This is a genomic window from Citrobacter sp. U14242, assembly GCF_046555775.1.
Classification (GTDB): Bacteria; Pseudomonadota; Gammaproteobacteria; order Enterobacterales; family Enterobacteriaceae; genus Citrobacter.
Genome location: NZ_JBKGLW010000006.1, coordinates 1 through 22,533, shown reverse-complemented (window position 1 = coordinate 22,533; position 22,533 = coordinate 1). Strand labels below are relative to the sequence as shown.

Sequence of the window (22,533 nt, the reverse complement as noted above, 5' to 3'; positions counted from 1 at the left end):
ACTGCTACTCCAGCCCGAGGCTGTCGCGCAGAATATTCAGGCGTTCACTGTCCCCGTCACGGGCGGCCTGTTGAAGTGATTTAGTTGGTGCGTGGATCAGGCGGTTAGTCAGCTTCCACGCCAGGTCCTGCATAATGGCTTGCGCATCACCGCCCTGTTCCAGAGCAGCCAACGCTTTGGCGGTCAGTTCATCACGGATTTGTTCAGACTGACTGCGATAATCGCGGATGGTCTCGCTTGCGCTTTGTGCTCGCAGCCAGGCCATAAACTCGCTGGTTTCCTGCGCAACGATGGTTTCCGCTTCCACGGCGGCCGCTTTGCGCTGCGCCAGGTTATGCGAAATGATGCTTTGCAGGTCGTCAACACTATACAGATAGGCGTTGGACAGTTTGCCCACTTCCGGTTCAACGTCGCGCGGTACCGCAATATCAACCAACAGCATAGGCTGATTACGGCGATTTTTTAGCGCACGTTCAACCATCCCCTTGCCGATTATCGGCAGCGGGCTGGCGGTAGAACTGATAATAATATCGGCATCCTGTAAGCGGGCATCAATATCGCTCAGAGAAATCACCTCGGCGCCGACTTCATCGGCCAGCACCTGCGCACGCTCACGTGTGCGGTTAGCGATGATCATCTTCTTCACTTTGTGCTCACGCAGATGTCTCGCCACCAGCTCGATGGTCTCGCCGGCACCCACTAACAACACGGTTACCGTGGAAAGGGATTCAAAGATCTGACGCGCCAGCGTACAGGCAGCAAAGGCAACTGACACCGCGCTGGCGCCGATATCCGTTTCTGTGCGTACACGTTTCGCAACGGAGAATGATTTCTGGAACATACGTTCCAGCGCACTGGCGTTCAGGTGGCCTTTTTGCGAGTCCGCAAACGCTTTTTTCACCTGCCCCAAAATTTGTGGCTCGCCGAGCACCAGTGAATCCAGACCACTGGCAACGCGCATCAGATGGCTGACAGCATCGTTGTCCTGATGCCAGTAGAGGCTACTGCGCAGGTCTTCTTCGTTCAGATTGTGGTACTCACACAGCCAGCGAATCAGCGCTTCCTGCAGGTTATCCTGCTCTTCTACGCTGAGATACAGCTCTGTGCGGTTACACGTCGACAGCACTACCCCGCCCTGCACCATTGGCTGCGCAAGCAGGCTGTCCAGCGCCTGATCGAGCGTGTCCGGCGAAAACGTTACGCGTTCTCGCAGCGATACAGGTGCCGTTTTATGGTTAATACCAAGCGCTAAAAGGGTCATGTGTGCGGGAATAGTACCAGCGTTGATAAGGTTAGACTGCGTGCATCATACAGGATGCGTGCGGCCAATAAAAGAGACTGCCCCCTTTTGGAGTAATAGCTTACGGTTTAAATTAAGATAACGTGACCGTAGACGATATTCACGGTCGGCGCTAGCATTAAGGGTTATAACTGCAACCGCTGGCATGATTTTGCCGGATGGCAAAACGCGTCTTTTCCGACCTGCGGATTCAGTTTGTAGGCCTGATAAGCGCCGCGCCATCAGGCAATTAATGCACCGTATTACAAGGATTTGTCATCATTATGACTCTGCCTGATTTTCGCCTGATCCGTCTGTTGCCACTGGCAAGCCTGGTTCTCACCGCTTGTGCGCTCAACGCGCCGAAAGGCCCCGGCAAAAGCCCCGACTCTCCACAGTGGCGCCAGCACCAGCAGGAAGTGCGCGCCCTGAACCAATATCAGACACGCGGTGCGTTTGCCTATATTTCTGACCAGCAAAAAGTGTATGCCCGCTTTTTCTGGCAGCAAACTGGCCAGGATCGCTACCGTCTTCTGCTGACCAATCCGTTGGGTAGTACTGAACTGGAACTGAACGCGCAACCGGGCAACGTGGAACTCGTCGACAACAAAGGGAAGCACTACACCGCTGACGACGCTGAAGAAATGATCGGCAAACTGACCGGGATGCCCATCCCGCTGAACAGCCTGCGCCAGTGGATCCTTGGCTTGCCTGGCGATGCAACAGATTACAAACTCGACGATCAATACCGCCTGAGCGAAGTGAATTACAGTAAAGACGGTAAAAACTGGAAAGTCGTGTACAGCGCCTACGACAGCAAAACACAGCCGGCGATGCCTGCAAATATGGAGCTGTCCGACGGCGACCAGCGCATTAAGCTGAAAATGGATAACTGGATTGTGAAATGATGACCCACTGGCCCTCCCCGGCGAAACTGAATCTGTTTTTATACATCACCGGACAACGTGCGGATGGTTATCACACGCTACAAACACTGTTCCAGTTTCTCGATTATGGCGATGAGATTAGTATCAACGTACGCAGCGACGGTCAAATTCGCCTGTTAACGCCAGTGGATGGCGTTGAGCATGAAGACAACCTGATTGTGCGCGCCGCACGCTTGCTCATGAAAACCGCCGCGGAACGCGGTCGCCTGCCAACCGGCAGTGGCGCAGACATCAGCATTCACAAACGTCTGCCGATGGGCGGTGGTCTGGGCGGTGGCTCATCGAATGCCGCCACCGTTTTAGTGGCACTGAATCATCTATGGCAGTGTGGGTTGTCTGTAGATGAACTGGCGGTAATGGGCTTAACGCTGGGTGCCGACGTACCGGTATTCGTACGCGGTCACGCAGCCTTTGCTGAAGGCGTAGGAGAAGTCCTGACGCCGGTCAATCCAGCAGAAAAGTGGTACCTGATCGCTCATCCAGGAGTCAGCATTCCAACGCCGGTGATTTTTAAAGATCCTGACCTCCCCCGTAACACGCCAAAAAGGTCAATAGAAACGTTACTAAAATGTGAATTCGGCAATGATTGCGAGGTTATCGCAAGAAAACGTTTTCGCGAGGTTGATGCGGCGCTTTCCTGGCTGTTAGAATACGCGCCGTCGCGCCTGACTGGTACAGGGGCTTGTGTCTTTGCTGAATTTGACACTGAGTCCCGTGCTCGCCAGGTGCTTGAGCAAGCCCCGGATTGGCTCAAAGGCTTTGTGGCGAAAGGTGTCAACCTCTCCCCATTGCACAGAGCGCTACTCTAAATCATTTGGGTTTCAGGAAGATGGCGAGATGACGAATCGCCAGACACGTACAAAAGTATGTGACTGGTGTGAGAAATTGATGCCAGCGCACATGAAACGTGAATGATGACGAGTAAGCCGGGCAAGCTGAGTTGCGGTGACAACGTCACCCCGTTCCAGACGTTGCATCGCGCTCTTTAATACACCGCCTGGAGAGGATACTGCCTGGCCCGCACAGTTTTCGGCAGATTCTTTCCACCAATGGACGCATGCCTGAGGTTCTTCTCGTGCCTGATATGAAGCTTTTTGCTGGTAACGCCACCCCGGAACTAGCACAACGTATTGCCAACCGCCTGTACACTTCACTCGGCGACGCCGCTGTAGGTCGCTTTAGCGACGGCGAAGTCAGCGTACAAATTAATGAAAATGTACGCGGTGGTGATATTTTCATCATCCAGTCCACTTGTGCCCCTACTAACGACAACCTGATGGAATTGGTCGTTATGGTTGATGCGCTGCGCCGTGCTTCCGCAGGCCGTATCACCGCCGTTATCCCTTACTTCGGCTATGCACGTCAGGATCGTCGCGTACGTTCTGCTCGTGTACCGATTACCGCTAAAGTCGTCGCGGACTTCCTGTCCAGCGTTGGCGTTGACCGCGTCCTCACCGTTGACCTGCATGCTGAACAGATCCAGGGATTCTTTGATGTGCCGGTTGATAACGTATTCGGTAGCCCGATTCTGTTAGAAGACATGCTGCAGCTGAATCTGGACAACCCGATTGTGGTTTCTCCGGACATCGGTGGCGTCGTGCGTGCCCGCGCTATCGCTAAGCTGCTGAACGATACCGATATGGCTATCATCGATAAACGTCGCCCACGTGCGAACGTTTCTCAGGTGATGCACATCATTGGTGACGTTGCAGGTCGTGACTGCGTGCTGGTTGATGACATGATCGATACTGGCGGTACGCTGTGTAAAGCAGCTGAAGCGCTGAAAGAACGTGGTGCCAAACGCGTATTTGCTTATGCAACTCACCCGATCTTCTCAGGTAATGCGGCAAACAACCTGCGCAACTCAGTAATTGATGAAGTCGTTGTCTGTGACACCATTCCACTGACCGACGAAATCAAAGCACTGCCGAACGTGCGTACGTTGACCCTGTCGGGTATGCTGGCCGAAGCGATTCGTCGTATCAGCAACGAAGAATCCATCTCTGCCATGTTCGAGCATTAATCGAGCCCGGCTCAAAAACCCGCTGCGGCGGGTTTTTTTATCTGTAACACTTATTTGTATGACTTATGCCTCCTTCACCTGCCATTTAGTTGACAGATGATGCGCTCATGGATGAAACATTATTGTGAATAAATTATTTTCCTCACATGTGATGCCTTTCCGCGCCCTCATCGACGCTTGTTGGAAAGAAAAGTATACCGCCTCACGTTTTACACGTGATCTGATCGCCGGGATAACCGTTGGGATCATTGCGATTCCGCTGGCAATGGCACTGGCAATCGGTAGTGGCGTTGCACCACAGTACGGCCTGTACACCTCGGCCGTGGCTGGGATTGTTATCGCCCTCACCGGGGGCTCACGCTTTAGCGTATCAGGCCCTACCGCCGCCTTCGTGGTGATTTTGTATCCGGTATCGCAACAGTTTGGGCTGGCAGGCCTGCTGGTCGCCACGCTAATGTCCGGGATATTCCTGATCCTTTTCGGCCTCGCTCGCTTTGGCCGCCTGATCGAATATATTCCCGTGTCAGTCACGTTAGGCTTTACATCGGGTATTGGTATTACCATCGGTACCATGCAGATTAAAGATTTTCTTGGTTTACAGATGGCCCATGTCCCGGAGCACTACCTGCAGAAGGTCGGTGCACTGTTTATGGCATTGCCAACCATCAACTTCGGCGACGCCGCCATTGGCGTAGTCACGCTGGGGATCCTGATTTTCTGGCCACGGCTGGGGATCCGTCTGCCTGGCCACCTTCCGGCGCTGCTGGCAGGCTGTGCGGTAATGGGTATTGTTAACCTGAGCGGTGGGCATGTCGCTACTATCGGTTCCCAGTTTCACTACATACTGGCCGATGGTTCGCAAGGTAACGGTATTCCGCAGTTGCTACCCCAACTGGTATTACCGTGGAATATGCCAGAATCAAACTTTACGCTAAGCTGGAGCTCATTACAGGCGCTGCTACCTGCCGCCTTCTCGATGGCGATGCTGGGGGCGATTGAATCCCTGCTGTGTGCCGTCGTGCTCGATGGAATGACAGGGACGAAGCATAAAGCCAATAGTGAACTGATTGGTCAGGGCCTGGGTAATATTGTCGCCCCGTTCTTTGGTGGTATTACCGCCACCGCCGCGATTGCCCGTTCAGCGGCTAACGTTCGTGCCGGCGCAACGTCGCCAATTTCTGCGGTCATTCACGCGATTCTGGTGATCCTTGCACTGCTGGTGCTGGCCCCGTTGCTCTCCTGGCTACCCCTTTCGGCAATGGCTGCCCTGCTGTTGATGGTGGCGTGGAACATGAGTGAAGCACATAAAGTTGTGGATCTGCTGCGCCACGCGCCGAAAGACGACATCATCGTCATGCTGATGTGTATGTCTTTGACGGTGCTGTTCGATATGGTTATCGCTATCAGTGTCGGTATCGTACTTGCCTCCCTGCTGTTTATGCGCCGTATTGCGCGCATGACGCGTCTGGCACCGGTCAACGTAGACGTACCAGACGATGTACTGGTACTGCGCGTTATTGGCCCACTTTTCTTTGCCGCAGCAGAGGGACTCTTTACCGATCTCGAATCTCGCCTCGAAGGAAAACGCATTGTGGTACTGAAATGGGACGCAGTACCGGTACTGGATGCAGGCGGTCTGGACGCCTTCCAGCGTTTTGTTAAACGCCTGCCGGAAGGTTGTGAGTTGCGTATCAGTAACCTGGAGTTCCAGCCGCTACGCACCATGGCGCGCGCGGGTATCCAACCCATCCCTGGTCGTCTGACGTTCTTCCCGAACCGCGATGCCGCACTGGCAGATATTTAATCATACTATGTTACCGGCTTGCGAAGGCTTGCCGGTAACACTTCTCTTCTGTAAACGTGTCTGAGTTGCTATTATCCAGTTTCCCTGGTTCTGATGATATCTGCAACGATGAACGCTGATACTGCATTTATATTCCGTGAAATAACTGAGGCTGATATTTCGGCCGTTCAGTCGTTTATTATCCACCATTTAAATCTCTATTTTAACGCTAACCGACCGGAACCTGAACCGCATGCAGATGTATTAAATCTGCGCTCACACTACCTCCATCAGCCGCGAAATCTGTTGCTCGGCGCATGGAATAACCGACAGCAACTTATCGCTACGCTGGCGGTCTGCCAGTACGATGACCGAATACCGGCACTGCGTGGACGCTATCAATTATCCTCAACCGCAGAAATTTGTCGCTGCTATGTCGCACAGGAATATCGTCGGCAAGGCATAGGCAGCCAACTTGTCCTGCTGGCGGAACAATTTTGTGACCGACAACAATATAAAACACGCTATCTGCACACCCACCATTTTTTACCTGGTGGCTATCAATTTTGGTTGCGAAATCACTTTACCGTCTATTTTGATGAAGGTGGCGAACAGCAAATCGTGCACATGGAAAAATATCAATAAAAATGTGACATCGCGCAAATAATTAAATATCACGATAAAATTCGTTATTAATCGTGCTCAGTTCGGCAAAGAAAACATTAATTGATCAACATCAAACAATTCTCATTTAGTTTATCGACATTTGTGCTTTTCACATAATTAATGTCATAAGTACAAAAGCAACAGATTGATTTCATTGAATTAAAAACTGAAAGTGGCATCACCCCTACTTATTCAAGCGGTTGACGGGGCTATTCGATACCGATAGAGTCCCCACCGACAGTATTTCAGAATCTATTTATCATTTTGAAACGGAATATGGTGCGGATTATTTTAATCTTATGCCATAGCTGCCCCCGCAACTGTAAGCGGAAACTGAATATCACTGTGTCGTGGATTATCCACGACAGGTCACTGTAAAGAACGCATTTATGGGAAGGCCGATATTCAGATTGCCGCGAGCCAGGAGACCTGCTGTCAAGGTTGTATACATTGAGTGGACGGGATGGTCCATGGGGTGATTTATTTGACGAATGAATAATATAATTTCTGAACAAATTGGCAACAATATGTTTTATATTCATATTATCTTGCCCGCCGTTCACGATTAGATGTCATCTATCGTCATGTGCCTGTCCCGAATTTATGGAACGAAATGAACCATGACCAGACGTTCAGATTCTGGCATGAACGGGACAACGCTAATGCACGCAAAAATAACTTCTGCTTATTGCAAACTTTCACTTCTGGCACTGACTGGCGCAGCACTCTTCCTGACCAGCAATATGGCTTCTGCGGCTAAAACAGAATATCCACTAACGATCAAAAACTGTGGCAGGGATATTACCTTTAATCATGCGCCAAAACGCGTGACTACCGTTGGACAAAACAGTACTGAAATTCTCTATTCCCTGGGTCTGGCCGATCGTGTTGTTGGGACATCACTGTGGTTTAGCCCGGTATCTGAACAGTACAAAGCGGCGAATGACAAGATTGCGGTCATTGCGCAAAACATCCCGAGTTTCGAAGGGATTATTGCGAAAAAACCGGATCTGGTGGCCAGTCAGTTTGAATGGCAGATTGGCCCTGCGGGCACAGTTGCCTCTTACGAACAATTTAGCGAATTACACGTTCCGGTTTATACCGCCCCGGCCGATTGCGCCAAAGACAACGAAGACGGCGGTGACGGCGTGCGTAAGAGCATGTTTGATATTGCCATGGTCTATCAGGAAATTGCTGACCTGGCGAAAATTTTTGATGTACAGGACAAAGGCGATGAACTGATTGCCAGCCTGAAAGCACGTGAAGCCGCCGCGAAAGCTAAAATTGCCGGTATGGACAACCCGGTATCTGCCGTCTTTTGGTTCTCCAGCGCTGACCTGCAGCTTGATCCCTATGTCGCCGGGAAATTTGGCCCCGCGGCGTGGATAGCGCAATCTCTTGGGGTGAAAAATGTCATTGATTCTGCCGAGGAGTGGCCAACAGTAGGTTGGGAAACCATTGCCAAAGCCAACCCATCGGTCATCGTCCTCGGCGAGATGGGCCGTCGCCGCTTCCCGGCCGATGACTGGAAAGTCAAAATGGAATACCTCACGTCCGATCCTGTTACCCGGCTGATCCCGGCAGTGAAAGAAAACCACCTGCCGGTAATCGACGTGCAGACCATGAACGCGGGTATCAGAACCATTGACGGGCTGGAAAAACTCGCCGATGCGCTGGTGCAATATGGCCTGGCGCACCCTCAGACGACTCACTAACTCTCGTCGCGCGTTATGCCTTATGCGGGCATAGCGCCTTTTCGTACTCCGGGAAGTCGTAAACAATGAGCGAATTACGCAGGACGCGTCATGCCATGAGCCAGCTTGCCAGCCGGACGCTATTCCACACGCTGTGGGTCAGCATGGTGATGTGCGGCGTCCTTCTGGCGGGCATTTCAATCGGTGAGACGGTTATCCCGTGGCAACATGTCAGCCATACGCTGGCAAACCGCTTGTTTGATACACAGTATGCGGTAGATGCGCTTGATGCCGGGATTATCTGGAACTACCGCCTGACCCGTGCGCTGGTTTCCGCCTGCTGCGGAGCCTGTCTGGCGATTTCAGGCGTGGTTCTCCAGTCGCTGCTGCGCAATGCGCTGGCCGAACCTTACCTGCTGGGTATTTCTGCCGGAGCCTCAACGGGTGCGGTGCTCATCGCCCTGACCGGACTTGGCGCAGGGATCATTTCCATGTCGCTTGGCGCGTTTATTGGCGCGCTGACGGCATTTCTGTTTGTCGCGCTATTGGCGATGGCGGCAAGGGGCAAAAGCGGCTCGGCCACCACGCAAATCATTCTCGCCGGGATTGCCAGTTCGCAGTTGTTCAATGCCATTACCTCACTCATCATTACGCGTTCAGCCAATGCCGAACAGGCTCGGGGCATCATGTTCTGGCTGCTGGGCAATCTCAGCGGGGTACGCTGGCCGGATGTCGTGCTGGCAATCCCTACTGCGCTGATTGGCATTGTCGTTTGCTTTTGCTACGCCCGCCATCTGGATGCTTTCTCGTTTGGCGCGGAATCGGCGGCATCGCTGGGCATTCCCGTTAAACGCACCCGTGGCGTACTGATTGCCACCGTGACAGGGATGACGGCCATCATGGTGTCAATCGTCGGCGCCATTGGCTTTGTCGGACTGGTCATTCCCCATGCTGCGCGATTACTGGTGGGAAATCAGCACCATCGCCTACTGCCCGTCAGCGCACTTATTGGCGCCATTTTCCTTATCGTCGCGGATGTTATTTCACGCACCTTACTTCCAGGACAGGTCCTGCCGATCGGCGTGATTACCGCACTGGTCGGCGCACCGGCATTTGCCATCATTTTGATACGAGGGAATCCGGGGAAATGACCGCTAATCCTGTGATAAACGCCCAGCATCTCTACTGGGAGGTCAAAGGCAAAGCCATCGTCAATGATGTCTCTTTTCAGGTATCGCGCGGCGAGTTTGTCGGCATTATCGGCCCCAATGGTTCCGGGAAAACGTCGCTGATTTCGCTCCTGGCAGGTTTACTGAAACCCTCTTCCGGGCACGTCACGCTAAATCATCAGGATATTCGTCGCTATTCACGCCGCCATCTGGCGCAAAAGGTGGCACTGGTTGAACAACAGGCTGAAACCAGCGAGCGTCTCACCGCCATTCAGGCGGTTTCGCTTGGTCGCACGCCATGGCTGAGCCTGCTGTCGCCGTGGTCGAGGAAAGACGACGACATTGTGCAGACGATGCTGGAGAAAGTCTCCCTACAAAACATGCAGCATCGCTGCTGGCATACCTTCTCCGGCGGAGAGCGTCAACGTCTGCACATCGCCAGAGCGCTGGCACAACAGCCGCAGGTACTGCTGATGGATGAGCCGACAAACCATCTTGATATCCAGCATCAGATTGGCCTGCTCAATCTGGTTAAACGTGAAAAACTCACCGTCATCGCCGCCCTACACGACCTGAATCATGCGGCGATGTTCTGCGATCGCATCATGGTGATGAAGGCCGGACAGCTGGCGATGCAGGGACGTCCTGCCGCCATTTTTACCCGTGAAAATCTTAATAGCTGGTTTGGGATCGACGCGATTGTCGAACACGCCCCCGACGAAGCGAACTGTTTTATCCGTTACCAACGCCCCGCGTAAACACCGAAAGGAACCGCAATGAAACGTGTTAAGCAAATTTTGCAAATCTTATGCCTGTTAGCCTTCACCTCGACAGCTTTTGCACAAACCTACGAAGTGCTGATGAAAAACCGCGGTACAGGCGGCCCGATGGTTTATGAGCCGGACTATCTGGCGATCCAGCCAGGTGATAGCGTGAAGTTTATCCGCAAACATAAGAGCCACAATGCCGCATCAATTGCCGAACTCTCTCCCGCCGGATACCCCGGTTTTATCGGCAAAATCGATGAAGAAATTGAAGTGAAATACGACAATGCAGGTTTCTACGGTATCAAATGTTCACCGCACTACGCGCAGGGCATGATCATGCTGATTAAAGTCGGCGACGCCGTTTTACCCGACAGCTACCGCGCGTTCAAAGCCCCTGGTCTTGCCGATAAGCGTTTTCAGGAAATTTATACCCGCATCGATAAACAGTAACGCCGTCATAAAGGGAGAATAACGGTGGTGGATAAAAAAACGCTTAGCGAAACAATCCAAACTCAGCGACGCGATTGCCTGTGCAAGCTGACGACATTTGTCGGCGCAGCGGGCGTGACCGCCGCCGTCTGGCCACTTATTTCCGCGCTGGGTCCGGATGATAAAACTGTGGCGGAAAATGAACCTGTTGATGTCTCCCTCGCTGGCGTAACGGCAGGCCAGACGGTGAAACGTATCTGGCAGGGAAAACTGATCCTGATTCGCCACCGCACGGCGGAGGAGATCGCCGCGGCGCGGCAAGCTGATCTGCGTTTACTGGCCGATCCACAAGCGGATAGCGAGCGGGTGGCAGCGGCACATCCACAGTGGCTGGTCGTACAAGGTTACTGCCCACATGCTGGTTGTGTCCCCTATGCCAACCCCAACGGACAGGGCTGGGTCTGCCCGTGTCATGGTTCCGAGTTTGATACCTCCGGGCGTGTAACGCGAGGCCCGGCCACAGCGAATCTGGCCATCCCTGACTTTAGCGTGTCGGCTGACGGCCTGAGTCTGCATATTGGTACGAAGGATGCCTGAGATGAAATCCGCTTATCCGTCCCCCCCCTGGTATCACCTGCAGTTTCGTCTTCCAGTCCCCCGCTCAGTCGCTGGCGTGTGGATCTTTGCTGTCGGTCTCATATTGCTGGTCATGCTGGGCGTGCAAATGCTCTCCGGTGTTGTGCTGGCTATGTTCTATGTGCCTACAGCGGGCTCCGCTTTTGACTCTATTGTTCATATTCTGCGTGCAGTCAGACACGGTGAGTTGGTGCGCAATCTGCATGCTATTGGCGCATCGCTTTTTTTCTTCGCCTGTTATCTGCATATTTTCCGGGCAATGTATTACAACGTCTACCGCAAACCCTATCTGAAGATGTGGGCAATCAGCGTGACGCTGTATGTGCTGTTGATGATTACCGCGTTTCTCGGCTATAGCCTGATTTGGGGGCAAAAAAGCTACTGGGCCGCTACGGTCATCACCAGTTTCGCCCGGGCAGTACCGTTTATTGGCGATACGCTATATACCTTTTTGGTCGGTGGCTATATGCCCGGCACGCCGACATTAGGCCGTTTTTATGTCCTTCACTTTATCATCCCCTTCGCCATTGTCGTGGTCACGATATGGCACATCCGTACCGTCCAGTCGGCTTTTGCCCACGCACGGAAGAAAACATTTTCGCCCAAAGAGTCCCGGCGTTTGTTGTTCGATTTTCGCATCACCGAAAACGATACTATCAAACTCACCCTCTTTTTAATGCTGTTTGCCTGGTTTCTGTTTTTCGCGCCGCACTATCTCAGCAGCGCCGATAACTTTATCCCGGCAGACCCAACACTCACACCGGCAATTGTCGCGCCTGAATGGTACTTCCTGCCTTTCTTCTCCATTCTGCGCTGCTTCCCCAATGAACTGGCAGGCATCACTGCGATGTGCGCTGCGGTACTAATTTTCTATTTTCTTCCCTGGCTGGATACGTCACACGCACGGTTTCGCAATAACAGTCGGCTGGTTAAAGCCATTTTTTGGCTTTGGGTCGCCAATGCGCTCTTTCTGGGCTGGTTGGGCTCAAAAGCATTGGTCGGACCGGACTTAGTTGATGGTTTTAGCGATGACGATGGCTGGACACGCGCGGCGTCTCAGCTTTCAACATTTATTTATTTTGCATGGTTTCTGCTTGTGCTGCCGTGCCGACGTTTACTGGAGCGACAGGACTGACATCATGGCGCGATTTTTAACCACTGTAACTCTGACTCTGGCTCTTTTCTTTAGCAACGCGATTTACGCACAGCGCCCCACCGCGCAGACATGGTCGTTTAGCGGCGTGAACGGTAAACACGATAGCGAACAACTGCGACGCGGGCTGCAGGTATATGAAGAGAAATGCCGGGCCTGTCACGGTATGAAATATCTCACTTTCAAAACGTTGACTAAAGCAGGAGGGCCGCAACTCAGTGAGGCGGAAGCCAAAACACTGGCCAGCGGCTACGTCTTCGCGACAATTGAAGACGACGGCCAACCCGGCGAACGGGAAGGCAATCTGAACGATATTTTCGCGTCACCTTATCTGAATGAACAGGAAGCAAAATACCTGAATAATGGCGCGCTACCGGTTGACCTGAGCTATATCGTTCGAGCGCGAACTTACGACCGTGGGTTTCCGCGATTTTTACTGGATGCGTTCACCCCCTACACCGAGCAAGGCGCTGATTACGTTTATGCGCTGCTGACCGGGTATGCAACCGATGACCCGGAGATGAAAACCAACCGTTTTTTCCCTGGCAGGATGATTAATATGCCCAAACCGCTGGCTGACAATGACATCACCTGGGCTATGCAAACGCATGCTCCCCAAACGGAAGAACAGTACGCACGAGATGTCACCGCGTTTCTGGCGTGGGCCGCTGACCCGCAGCTTGAGAGCAGAAAACATCAGGGAACGGTCGTTATGGGATATCTGGTGATTATGCTGACGCTATTAGCACTGTTACAGCGCATGCGATCCCGCTCGCGCAGCAACGAGAAAAACTAACGACCAGTCAGCGAAACGCTGGCTGGTCTGCAGATTATGTCAGCACTTAGCTGTGGCGTTGGCTATCATTACGACGGCAGCGTTTGTCGTAATGACGAACCCACCAATAACGGTCGCTGATTTGTTCATGTCCCCCGACGCGGGCACCCGCCAGCCAAAGGACACCGCCAACAAAAATACTGAGCACGGCACCATGTGCGAAAAACTGTGGCAGATTAAATTGCGGCAACTGGTTTAAAATAGAATAACCAACACCACCAACCATCACCACCAACCCTAAAGCCATGAGCACGTTACCGAGTAACGAAGCGTTTTTGCGTTTCATGTGTCACCTCCGGAACTTTGGGTTGTTACAGGGAATATCCCTAATCCTTATGTGTAAAGTATAGACAACACTGCCGTTCGCAAGTGCGCCTGTGATCACAATTACAAACACCAATGCAACAAAACTTTACAAATAAGCTACTGAACACCCTCAATTTCCAATAGTCCATTCCTGCAATTATTCAGTTTTCGAGGCGGCGCACGCCGTTTTTTGTCAAGCGCGTCGGCAAACAGTAAACTACACGCCGGTTATAGACACACTCAGGACAAATTACGTGGCGATTAAATTGATTGTCGGCCTGGCGAATCCCGGCGCAGAGTATGCGGCAACGCGACATAATGCAGGCGCATGGTACGTCGATTTACTGGCAGAGAGACTCCGTGCCCCCCTGCGCGATGAGCCGAAGTTCTTCGGTTACACCTCCAGAGTCACGCTTGAAGGTGAAGATGTTCGCCTGCTGGTACCGACCACATTTATGAATCTGAGCGGCAAAGCCGTTGGCGCGATGGCCAGCTTTTATCGCATTAACCCTGATGAAATTCTGGTCGCCCACGATGAGTTAGATCTGCCACCTGGCGTCGCCAAATTTAAGCTGGGCGGGGGTCATGGCGGACATAATGGCCTGAAAGACATCATCAGCAAGTTAGGTAATAACCCTAACTTTCATCGTTTACGCGTTGGAATCGGTCATCCGGGCGATAAAAATAAAGTTGTCGGTTTTGTTTTAGGCAAACCGCCTGTTTCAGAACAGAAGTTAATTGATGAAGCCATTGACGAAGCGGCACGTTGTACCGAGATTTTATTCAAAGATGGACTCACCAAAGCAACGAGCCGGTTACACACCTTTAAAGCGCAATAAGCAGCGATGTGCGGCATTTTTCTCGCGTGCTGTGTATAATAGGCAGAGTTATTTACATTTCTACAATCTGTTTTCCATAACAGGTTGAATATCAAAAGATTAAGGTGATTTAAACATGGGATTCAAATGCGGTATCGTCGGTTTGCCAAACGTAGGCAAATCCACCCTGTTCAACGCGCTCACAAAAGCGGGTATTGAAGCGGCAAACTTCCCGTTCTGTACTATCGAGCCGAACACGGGTGTTGTCCCGATGCCCGATCCTCGTCTGGATCAACTGGCCGAAATCGTCAAACCACAGCGTATCCTGCCAACCACAATGGAATTTGTGGATATCGCGGGCCTGGTAAAAGGCGCATCCAAAGGTGAAGGCCTGGGTAACCAGTTTCTGACCAACATCCGTGAAACCGAAGCTATCGGTCACGTTGTTCGCTGCTTCGAAAACGACAACATTATCCACGTTAACAACAAAGTGGATCCCGCTGACGATATCGACGTTATCAACACCGAACTGGCGCTGTCCGACCTCGACACCTGCGAGCGTGCTATCCACCGCGTACAGAAGAAAGCCAAAGGCGGCGATAAAGACGCTAAAGCTGAACTGGCTGCACTGGAAAAATGCCTGCCGCAGTTGGAAAACGCCGGTATGCTGCGTGCACTGAAAAACCTGACTGACGAAGACAAGGCAGCCATCAAATACCTGAGCTTCCTGACGCTGAAACCAACCATGTATATCGCCAACGTGAACGAAGACGGTTTTGAAAACAACCCGTACCTCGATAAAGTTCGCGAAATCGCCGACGCTGAAGGCTCCGTCGTGGTTGCCGTTTGTGCCGCTGTTGAAGCTGACATTGCTGAACTCGACGATGCTGACCGCGACGAATTTATGGCTGAACTGGGTCTGGAAGAGCCAGGCCTGAACCGCGTTATCCGCGCAGGCTACGAACTGCTGAACCTGCAGACCTACTTCACCGCTGGCGTTAAAGAAGTCCGTGCGTGGACCATCCCTGTCGGCGCAACCGCCCCGCAGGCAGCCGGTAAGATCCACACCGACTTCGAGAAAGGCTTTATCCGCGCACAAACCATCGCATTTGAAGACTTTATCACCTATAAAGGTGAGCAAGGCGCGAAGGAAGCCGGCAAGATGCGTGCAGAAGGTAAAGATTACATCGTTAAAGATGGTGATGTGATGAACTTCCTGTTTAACGTCTAAATAAAATTTGTCGTCTCATGAGGTTTCACTAAATCTCAGAACAACGGTAAAACTCTATAAAATCCACGCAATTGCGTGGATTTTTCATTTCATAATGTCTCAACTCATCTCGTAACAACGCTGTCAAAAATGAGTACAGACATAAGTACAATCAATTTTCATCTTCATTTTAAGTGAGTACAATAACGGTATAATAAATAAACAAGGCCCCGTTATGCTCAACGATACGCAATGCCGCACTGCCAAGCCGAAAGAAAAGCTCTATCGACTAAATGATTTCAACGGTCTCTACCTCGAAGTGAAACCCAACGGCAAAAAGGCCTGGCGCTATCGGTTTAAACTCAACGGTAAATCCAGCATGTTTGCGCTAGGTGATTACCCGACGGTCAAACTTGCCGAAGCCCGCGAGAAATGCGAGCAAGCGCGTAAGCAAGTCGCAGATGGAGTTAGCCCAACACAGGCTCGCCAGTTAGATAAGATCCGCAAGGTCAACGACGCATCCAACACCTTTGAGCTGATCGCTAAAGAGTGGTTGCAGATGAATGACTGGGCCGAAATTACCAAAACGCGGCGACTGGATATGCGGGATACTTACACAACCAGCGTTTCATCATCCCTGATCTTGCCCAGCAACGCTGAGAATGCTTTGCGCTGCATAGCAGGGGCTTTCCAGCTAACGACATCCGAAAACCAATAGTCAAACGTCCCCCTTCTTGCTCAAGCTCTAGCCGCTGGTTTTCGGTATCCTGTTGCGCGGTAGAAACGCGCCCATAGCCAAAATTCGCCATTATCAACACCTCGGTATGCCTGTCAGAAAACGGTTCAACAATAGGATGCCTGCCAATAATTGCCAAGGCTAATTTTTCAACAGTTAAAAGCGACACGCGGCAGGGTGCCGGAAATGGTCGTTTTTTGGCATTATATAAATGACTTCGCATATTAGTGCTTCACTCATTATCTTTAAGACTAGAACTGATAAAGACGGCCAACGAAAGTATAAAGCTAATTATGCAAAGCCATTTATAACAAACGATCGTTTTACTTCACTTATCTTCCCTAATCTCAGTAATTATAGAGATTAGTAAGACGTTCATTCACTTAAATTTCTCAAACACACTATAGAAAACTATCAAGCTTAGCCTCCAAAAATAAGTTTCTTATAAGTTGAGAGAGGCGTGGTTTATTTTTGTCTGAAGAAATAATTTTACAAGCCTGAACAAAATTATCCATTGCCGCTTTAAAGCTCGATTCATAGTTTTCTTTGTGCAACCAAAAATCCAACATAGCTGTCATGAAAAAACGCATAGAAGAAATGTCACCATTTCTAATGAAAAGCTCAATATCCTGAACTGTAGCTGAATTCAATGCAATAATTTGACGAGATCCCCACGCCCTATTTTCTACGACATAACGGCATGCATCATAAAAAGATAAATTTGCTTGTTTTGTTGCTTTAATCTTGTCGAATTCAGATTTAATTTTTGGATGGAAATTTCCATATGATAAATTAAAGAAATTAAGATCGTCATGATTTTTAAATTTGAATGTGTTAATCCAGTCATCAATCAATTTATCTGCAAGTTGTCCTCCACCAGATAAACTTGATACAACCTCATATAAAGAACTTACTGTTTGCGCATCAAGAAATTCAGCTTTTTTTGATATAACAGCAGCTTCAGATAATAAAAAACATTCTGTTAAATTGTGATCCCAAGTATATTTCTCAAAAAAAATCCAAACCGCTTGCAATGAATTTGTCGCTTCATCCTCATTAATATACCGATCAATAATTGATGACACTTTCGAACTTTCGAATAAACCAGACCCTAAATACTCCACAACTAGCAGCTCGAATTCGTCGCATTGCGGAATACTTAAATCCTTAATTAGCTGCCTCCATTTAGAAGCATGCTTATTTTCTTCTTTTGAAGGGGTGTTACCTGAATCAATTAAACTTGAAATATACCCAACATCTCTATTGAGAACAAAGTCAAAATCAGGGCCATCATCTATGCCTTTATAGTGAATAGAAGCGAGTAAAACGGTAGAGGGGATCACACGCCACAATACCGCTTCAGTCATGTCATTCTTCCCTTCAAGAATACTATTTACTACTTTAATTACCTTTCTAATAATTCTTATATTAGTTAATCCGCAAACAACTATCGCTTTTCGAATTTGTTCCTCGAAGCGTGAAGCGGTTAGATTAACCGCGATATCAAAAGCTTCAGACGGAGAGGTTATTAGTTTAATTTCCTGATCAATAACCTTCTCTCTGAATAAATCCCATATGTCACGTTTAGCCAGCTGATCACTGTTAAGGATAAGTATAAAGCGACAGCCATGTTGCTGCGTAAACTCATCGATAAAACCGAGCACTTCATCAATATTCAGTTTTTCATGTTTCCGCTCAATATCATCAAGAACAATCAACTTGTTTCTTAATATAGTAGGAGAAAAAACAATTCCGATATCATTTAAGGCGCTAAATCCTTTATGAAATCCCTCCAATACCTTTATTCCTGAAGCTAATGCTTTCTTTGTGCCATCCCATATCCCAGGATAGGTTTCAATCGAAGGCACGGCGCTTTGAATTAACTTCATTTTTACTTGTTCAAGATTCGACAAACCAAACAATGAAACATATAACGCAGCTTTAACAACCTCGTCAGAAGAAGTCTTTTTTACCTGTTCCCACATGAAACTTTTGCCTGTACCCCATTTCCCCGATAGGGCGATGACTTTATTATCGCCTTCACCAAGTAACTGCATCAACTGAGACTGAGTAGAGTATAATGACATATGACCTCAAATATTTGATTATCGATAGGTTTAGTTATAATCGATGTGTGCAGCATGCGAAAGACATGCTTTACAAAATTACAAAAATAACATAACTTGGCGACAGACAATTACCCTATCACCGCTTGCAGATCCTTATACCTTAGCGAAAACTGGTGTTTTTCGCTGCACCCTACGGACCTGGGTTGCATTCTTCTTTTGTTCCTTCGAGATAAAAATTGCCGTTCTCATCAGGATTAGTCCCTCCCAGACATCCTGCCCGACCCGGTGTATTATCTGAACTGCCTCCGCCATCCCGCCTTTACCTCTAGCGCCACCATTTCCGGCTTCACCCCGAGGAAGGGTTACATCTTTAAGAACAATTTATGTTTTAACATTTTTAACAATTACGCTTTTCCTTTTCTCTTTCTCGCTGTATCAAACCGTTCCCGTCAAAAGTAAACCTGCCGTCCTCTCACCTTCGCAATATGCAAACCTTAACTGTTAGCTAGCAATGTGTTCGCAGGAAATTGGATGTCTTAGGTTTGGAAGTGTTCCTCTCAAGCATGGCGTCCGAAAATTTCCACGGCGGTAGTTTTCTCCTTATAGAGGCAAACAACCTCCAAAGTTAAGTGGCGCGGTAAAGCTAAAGCTCGCCCAGATTTCTCATTGATTGCTCGATCTCCGTAATCCATTTACCAGGACAAGGGTAAACCCGACTTTCAGTGCTGATCCGGTTCGGTGATACGCCACGGGTTAGCCCATATAATGACTTTACATGCGCTATCCAGCATGTCTTTACTGTTCTACCCGTTCGGGATTTAACATCATCGGCAATTTGTCGGTAAGTCGCCATAAACGTCCATGCTGCTCTGGTTGATAATTTTTCCGCCAGATATCGCATATACCGAAAGTGGCGGTTTGTTAAAAGATTAAGCCTGTTTAACCAGCTACGCTGAGAGAATGCCACAACTTTTGCACAGTGAAATTCACACCCTATTATAAAAAACGCGGCAGAGGACTGTAAAACGTGTTTGACTCGCATATTGCAGCTTTGCTTATGGATGGTCGTTTGATTAGTTGTGGCTTCATGGGTCAGTCCGGTTTACTTTATTGCTATCAACAAAGAGCCGCTCAGAAGCGATTGGGAGATAACGCTTGAGAACCATCGAGATACTGCAATACATCTTACGCAAAGGCACCGGAACTGCTTTCCACGCCATCATGCAGGAAATTAGTGTTCCCCTTCACCAACGCCACGGAATCGATGTTGCTTCATTTGGCAACTCACTGCATGACCCGGATTGCTACTACCTGATTCGCTCCTTCGACAGTGCTGAAAGCATGGCTACGGTTCTCGATGCTTTCTATACAAGCCCTGACTGGCGCAGCGGCCCACGCGAAGACATTATTCGCAGCATCGAGACCAGCATTAAAACAGTGATAAACCTGCCATTGGAAAGCGTGGAAGGGCTGCGGTTGCAATCTTAGATTATCTGGCTTCACCAGACGCGTTTTGAGCGCCCCCAAATTTCGCACTAAATGCACTACTTTTAAAGAAAAACGGCGCAGAAAGCCTCTTGGCGCGCTTGAAATATTACTCCAGTCTAGTAACCCCCTCTATGACTCAGTGTGTTAGTGAATTCGTCAGTCGGCTGTATGTTTGACCTATATCACGATTAGTATGAGTAAAAATGTAAACTTTCCTCAAATTCAAGTAATTTCATAAGTGCTTACCTCTTAAAGGGCTAAAATGATATGAAAACAAGGTCTTTTTCTATTTTTTTGCTAAAAGCAGGCTACAACGCACAGAACTCCCTTAAGCCAGATCATCAACTTCTCGATGACTTTCAGGCTCAAAATCTCCCACAGGGTGCAAGTTTATTTATTTCAGACAGATTTAAGACAACTCCTTGGTGGGTGAATTACTTCTCTATTGACGGGAATTTAGAACAAGAAAGTAAGGGAGCGTTAATTTTTCTTCCAGTACGAGATCGATATTTCGCTCTAACTTTTGGCCACATTTATCATAATCTACTCGATGTTTCCTATGAGTATGACTTTGGTCTTAAAGTAACATTAAACAGCCTTGAACCTAAAGAGTTAAAAAGCGCTGACATAGTAGATCCCGGCGCATCAAGAAGGAAAAGAATGCAAGTCCCGGTTATGTCTGACTTAACCTATTTAGATTTTGATAGTAATAGCGAGGTTTTAAAAAGCCTGACAGGAAAAGTTAAAGCACAATATATCGACCTATTTAAAAATGCGACCGGCTCCACAAGCTTAAAAGTAGGATTGAAAATTGAACCTGATGGGTTAATAGCATTGTGCGAGCAACTTTTAGATTTATACTCCAGTGATGAATATTTGCAGTCCTTCCCTAACATACAAAAAATAGTGCCAGAGAAAGACCCTCTAAAAATTGAGCGGCTAGATGATTCGCTTTTAGACGCATTTATTAATAAAAATCCTGATTTATCTTTATCAATCCCTGAGATCGTGGATTACAGCGATAACATTTACTGCTCCTTTAAAGGAAGAAAAGGGATATCCCCTATATATACTGACATTAGTCTTGATGAGTTTTATGACTATTTAGGAGAAATTGACTTAAACACGTTCGATATAGACAAGGTTAAAAGCTTCTCGCTTAATCTCTGCAATGAAGAAGGCGTTATTACCAAGGCATATAATATCTACAGAAGTTTTATCTATGATATTCACTTTGACAATGAGGAGATTGTTTATCATCTCTGCGAAGGTGAATGGTATAAGGTTGACCAAGATTACTTACAGAGTTTAAAGGATTATATAGATGCAAGGTGCGAAGATACTCTACTTCCGCCATATAATCATGATAACATTAGGGACAACATAAGAAACTATAGTGAAGAGAACTATAACGAAGATGTTGCAAACAACTCACTCAACCATATATGTTTAGATCAGAAAGATATCAGCCCTGATGGACACACACAAATAGAACCGTGTGACATAATTAGTTATCATGATAATAAGTGTATCTTTCATCATATAAAAATATCTTCCAGATCATCTCAACTAAGTCATCTTTTCAATCAAGGGGTCAACTCAATAGAATTGTTGATTTTGGAAAGCAGGAGCAAACAAAAACTCAAGGAACTAATTGAAGAAAATATTCAAGATAAAGATCTGGATAGTTTTAACCGTGTAATAGATAATGGAAATTATAAAGTTGAGTTTGGTATAATTACAAAAAAACCAGCGAGATTGAAGTCTGAGAACCTCCCTCTTTTTTCTAAAATAAGTTTAATGCGAACTTTAAGAACTCTTGCTCTTCATCGCACGGAAGGTACGGTAAGTTTTATAGACGACATTAGTCCCTCTAAGGAAAGTTATAGTAAATACCCACGCATTACAGTTGTTGTTTCCCTTGGTGCAAATGGTAAAAATGAAGCCCTTGTTGATCACAATCAGCCTTTTCCTCAAGGAAAAAAAGTCACGAGGTGTTCTCAAGAGATTACTAATAGTCCTGTCGGCACAAGATATATTGTTCATGTCAAAGCCAGTGAAAACGGGGATCTCAGCACAAGCCATGCCTGGGAAAGCGAACGTCTATAAATAAGTTTATTTATATAAATATCACCTATCATAGTCCCGTAATTTATTCGGGGCTTTTTTGGTATTTAAAATTAATAATTAAGAGTTACTTTTGTCTACATTGCTTATTAAATCGTTTTATTCTGAGAACATCAGCTACCGCATCTACACCATCTTCGCAAACAAAAGGAGCGACTTCCGGTAGCCCTAGCGTAACGCTCTCAAGAACAGCATAGAGAGCTGCTGGTGGATGATCTTTGCTATATCGGTTCTCTGTCTCGCCAGAACCACGGATATGTCCAACAAACTGTGTAGTGATGTGATGGACGCCCTTTCCTGAAGCAGCCAGTGCCATACTTTTACTGTCTGCGTTTGCTACGGGAGTAAATCACATGAGCACGATCAGAGTTGTTGGTATTGATATCGCCAAATCAGTT

General features: G+C 48.5%; 20 protein-coding genes, 2 pseudogenes and 1 riboswitch. Of the genes and pseudogenes, 17 read left to right on the top strand and 5 right to left on the bottom strand.

The features are described from left to right. Positions 1-4: 4 nt before the first annotated feature. Complete coding sequence (gene hemA / locus ACLJXE_RS11045) at positions 5-1,261, bottom strand: glutamyl-tRNA reductase (protein WP_040233235.1); 1,257 nt, start codon at positions 1,259-1,261, stop codon at positions 5-7. 302 nt (positions 1,262-1,563) lie between these two features. Between hemA and lolB the strand changes: the two genes are divergently transcribed. The 12 genes from lolB to ACLJXE_RS10985 all read left to right on the top strand — a co-directional run bounded on the left by lolB (position 1,564) and on the right by ACLJXE_RS10985 (position 13,342). Next, the gene (gene lolB, locus ACLJXE_RS11040; RefSeq protein ID WP_286630935.1) at positions 1,564-2,187 is read left to right on the top strand and encodes a lipoprotein insertase outer membrane protein LolB; all 624 of its coding nucleotides are present in this window, start codon (positions 1,564-1,566) and stop codon (positions 2,185-2,187) included. Beyond that, a complete protein-coding gene (gene ispE, locus ACLJXE_RS11035) occupies positions 2,184-3,035 on the top strand; it encodes a 4-(cytidine 5'-diphospho)-2-C-methyl-D-erythritol kinase (protein WP_410750868.1) in 852 nt (283 codons plus the stop codon). The genes lolB and ispE overlap by 4 nt, the downstream gene beginning before the upstream one ends. A 266-nt stretch (positions 3,036-3,301) precedes the next feature. After that, entirely contained in the window at positions 3,302-4,249 is a 948-nt protein-coding gene (gene prs / locus ACLJXE_RS11030) for a ribose-phosphate diphosphokinase (RefSeq protein WP_001518537.1), read from the top strand. A 124-nt stretch (positions 4,250-4,373) separates the two neighbouring features. Continuing rightward, a complete protein-coding gene (dauA, locus tag ACLJXE_RS11025) occupies positions 4,374-6,053 on the top strand; it encodes a C4-dicarboxylic acid transporter DauA (RefSeq protein ID WP_286630933.1) in 1,680 nt (559 codons plus the stop codon). 108 nt (positions 6,054-6,161) lie between these two features. Continuing rightward, positions 6,162-6,677 carry a GNAT family N-acetyltransferase gene (locus ACLJXE_RS11020; RefSeq protein ID WP_410750867.1) on the top strand — a complete coding sequence of 172 codons (516 nt, stop codon included), beginning with the start codon at positions 6,162-6,164 and terminating at the stop codon, positions 6,675-6,677. Positions 6,678-6,919: 242 nt separating this feature from the next. Further along, a riboswitch (cobalamin riboswitch) is annotated at positions 6,920-7,150 on the top strand. 210 nt (positions 7,151-7,360) lie between these two features. After that, positions 7,361-8,413: an ABC transporter substrate-binding protein gene (locus ACLJXE_RS11015; RefSeq protein ID WP_410751031.1), complete on the top strand. Its 1,053-nt coding sequence runs from the start codon at positions 7,361-7,363 to the stop codon at positions 8,411-8,413. Positions 8,414-8,478: 65 nt separating this feature from the next. Continuing rightward, the gene (locus tag ACLJXE_RS11010) at positions 8,479-9,543 is read left to right on the top strand and encodes a FecCD family ABC transporter permease (protein WP_410750866.1); all 1,065 of its coding nucleotides are present in this window, start codon (positions 8,479-8,481) and stop codon (positions 9,541-9,543) included. Continuing rightward, complete coding sequence (locus ACLJXE_RS11005; RefSeq protein WP_410750865.1) at positions 9,540-10,319, top strand: ABC transporter ATP-binding protein; 780 nt, start codon at positions 9,540-9,542, stop codon at positions 10,317-10,319. The genes ACLJXE_RS11010 and ACLJXE_RS11005 overlap by 4 nt, the downstream gene beginning before the upstream one ends. Positions 10,320-10,337: 18 nt before the next feature. After that, positions 10,338-10,778 (top strand): pseudoazurin, encoded by a 441-nt coding sequence (locus ACLJXE_RS11000; RefSeq protein ID WP_286630927.1) that lies wholly within the window; start codon positions 10,338-10,340, stop codon positions 10,776-10,778. Positions 10,779-10,802: 24 nt separating this feature from the next. Next, positions 10,803-11,354, top strand: a complete 552-nt coding sequence (gene petA / locus ACLJXE_RS10995) for a ubiquinol-cytochrome c reductase iron-sulfur subunit (protein ID WP_410750864.1) — start codon at positions 10,803-10,805, stop codon at positions 11,352-11,354. A 1-nt stretch (position 11,355) separates the two neighbouring features. Continuing rightward, positions 11,356-12,528, top strand: a complete 1,173-nt coding sequence (locus ACLJXE_RS10990; RefSeq protein ID WP_410750863.1) for a cytochrome b — start codon at positions 11,356-11,358, stop codon at positions 12,526-12,528. Between the two features lie 4 nt (positions 12,529-12,532). Continuing rightward, entirely contained in the window at positions 12,533-13,342 is an 810-nt protein-coding gene (locus tag ACLJXE_RS10985; RefSeq protein WP_286630922.1) for a cytochrome c1, read from the top strand. Between the two features lie 46 nt (positions 13,343-13,388). Here ACLJXE_RS10985 and ychH read toward each other — a convergent pair whose 3' ends face one another. Further along, positions 13,389-13,667 (bottom strand): stress-induced protein YchH, encoded by a 279-nt coding sequence (gene ychH / locus ACLJXE_RS10980; protein ID WP_048211449.1) that lies wholly within the window; start codon positions 13,665-13,667, stop codon positions 13,389-13,391. Between the two features lie 274 nt (positions 13,668-13,941). Here ychH and pth point away from each other — a divergent pair, with 274 nt between their 5' ends. From pth to ACLJXE_RS10965, 3 genes and pseudogenes are all read left to right on the top strand, one after another. Then, positions 13,942-14,526: an aminoacyl-tRNA hydrolase gene (gene pth / locus ACLJXE_RS10975; RefSeq protein WP_003020814.1), complete on the top strand. Its 585-nt coding sequence runs from the start codon at positions 13,942-13,944 to the stop codon at positions 14,524-14,526. Between the two features lie 115 nt (positions 14,527-14,641). Then, complete coding sequence (gene ychF / locus ACLJXE_RS10970; RefSeq protein ID WP_005122324.1) at positions 14,642-15,736, top strand: redox-regulated ATPase YchF; 1,095 nt, start codon at positions 14,642-14,644, stop codon at positions 15,734-15,736. A 214-nt stretch (positions 15,737-15,950) separates the two neighbouring features. Continuing rightward, positions 15,951-16,319 (top strand): annotated as a pseudogene (locus ACLJXE_RS10965) (Arm DNA-binding domain-containing protein); the annotation flags it as partial. Between the two features lie 11 nt (positions 16,320-16,330). Here ACLJXE_RS10965 and ACLJXE_RS10960 read toward each other — a convergent pair. Both ACLJXE_RS10960 and ACLJXE_RS10955 read right to left on the bottom strand, forming a co-directional pair. Further along, a pseudogene (locus ACLJXE_RS10960) lies at positions 16,331-16,524 on the bottom strand (recombinase family protein); the annotation flags it as partial. Positions 16,525-16,852: 328 nt separating this feature from the next. Continuing rightward, on the bottom strand, positions 16,853-18,508 hold the full coding sequence (locus tag ACLJXE_RS10955; protein ID WP_410750862.1) for a P-loop NTPase fold protein: 1,656 nt from the start codon (positions 18,506-18,508) through the stop codon (positions 16,853-16,855). 1,167 nt (positions 18,509-19,675) lie between these two features. Between ACLJXE_RS10955 and ACLJXE_RS10950 the strand changes: the two genes are divergently transcribed. Continuing rightward, the gene (locus ACLJXE_RS10950; RefSeq protein WP_410750861.1) at positions 19,676-20,008 is read left to right on the top strand and encodes an NIPSNAP family protein; all 333 of its coding nucleotides are present in this window, start codon (positions 19,676-19,678) and stop codon (positions 20,006-20,008) included. A 267-nt stretch (positions 20,009-20,275) separates the two neighbouring features. Next, a complete protein-coding gene (locus tag ACLJXE_RS10945) occupies positions 20,276-22,117 on the top strand; it encodes a TIGR04141 family sporadically distributed protein (RefSeq protein ID WP_410750860.1) in 1,842 nt (613 codons plus the stop codon). A gap of 85 nt (positions 22,118-22,202) precedes the next feature. Here the strand turns inward: ACLJXE_RS10945 and ACLJXE_RS10940 are convergent, their stop codons facing one another. Further along, positions 22,203-22,451 (bottom strand): hypothetical protein, encoded by a 249-nt coding sequence (locus ACLJXE_RS10940; protein WP_410750859.1) that lies wholly within the window; start codon positions 22,449-22,451, stop codon positions 22,203-22,205. Positions 22,452-22,533 lie beyond the last annotated feature (82 nt).

What these genes read in the sequence shown, in the direction of transcription:
- hemA (WP_040233235.1), bottom strand. Translation starts at nt 1,261, where the DNA reads ATGACCCTTTTAGCGCTTGGTATTAACCATAAAACGGCACCTGTATCG.
- lolB (WP_286630935.1), top strand. Translation starts at nt 1,564, where the DNA reads ATGACTCTGCCTGATTTTCGCCTGATCCGTCTGTTGCCACTGGCAAGC.
- ispE (WP_410750868.1), top strand. Translation starts at nt 2,184, where the DNA reads ATGATGACCCACTGGCCCTCCCCGGCGAAACTGAATCTGTTTTTATAC.
- ACLJXE_RS11020 (WP_410750867.1), top strand. Translation starts at nt 6,162, where the DNA reads ATGAACGCTGATACTGCATTTATATTCCGTGAAATAACTGAGGCTGAT.
- ACLJXE_RS11015 (WP_410751031.1), top strand. Translation starts at nt 7,361, where the DNA reads ATGCACGCAAAAATAACTTCTGCTTATTGCAAACTTTCACTTCTGGCA.
- ACLJXE_RS11010 (WP_410750866.1), top strand. Translation starts at nt 8,479, where the DNA reads ATGAGCGAATTACGCAGGACGCGTCATGCCATGAGCCAGCTTGCCAGC.
- ACLJXE_RS11005 (WP_410750865.1), top strand. Translation starts at nt 9,540, where the DNA reads ATGACCGCTAATCCTGTGATAAACGCCCAGCATCTCTACTGGGAGGTC.
- ACLJXE_RS11000 (WP_286630927.1), top strand. Translation starts at nt 10,338, where the DNA reads ATGAAACGTGTTAAGCAAATTTTGCAAATCTTATGCCTGTTAGCCTTC.
- ACLJXE_RS10990 (WP_410750863.1), top strand. Translation starts at nt 11,356, where the DNA reads ATGAAATCCGCTTATCCGTCCCCCCCCTGGTATCACCTGCAGTTTCGT.
- ACLJXE_RS10985 (WP_286630922.1), top strand. Translation starts at nt 12,533, where the DNA reads ATGGCGCGATTTTTAACCACTGTAACTCTGACTCTGGCTCTTTTCTTT.
- ychH (WP_048211449.1), bottom strand. Translation starts at nt 13,667, where the DNA reads ATGAAACGCAAAAACGCTTCGTTACTCGGTAACGTGCTCATGGCTTTA.
- ychF (WP_005122324.1), top strand. Translation starts at nt 14,642, where the DNA reads ATGGGATTCAAATGCGGTATCGTCGGTTTGCCAAACGTAGGCAAATCC.
- ACLJXE_RS10955 (WP_410750862.1), bottom strand. Translation starts at nt 18,508, where the DNA reads ATGCAGTTACTTGGTGAAGGCGATAATAAAGTCATCGCCCTATCGGGG.
- ACLJXE_RS10945 (WP_410750860.1), top strand. Translation starts at nt 20,276, where the DNA reads ATGAAAACAAGGTCTTTTTCTATTTTTTTGCTAAAAGCAGGCTACAAC.
- ACLJXE_RS10940 (WP_410750859.1), bottom strand. Translation starts at nt 22,451, where the DNA reads ATGGCACTGGCTGCTTCAGGAAAGGGCGTCCATCACATCACTACACAG.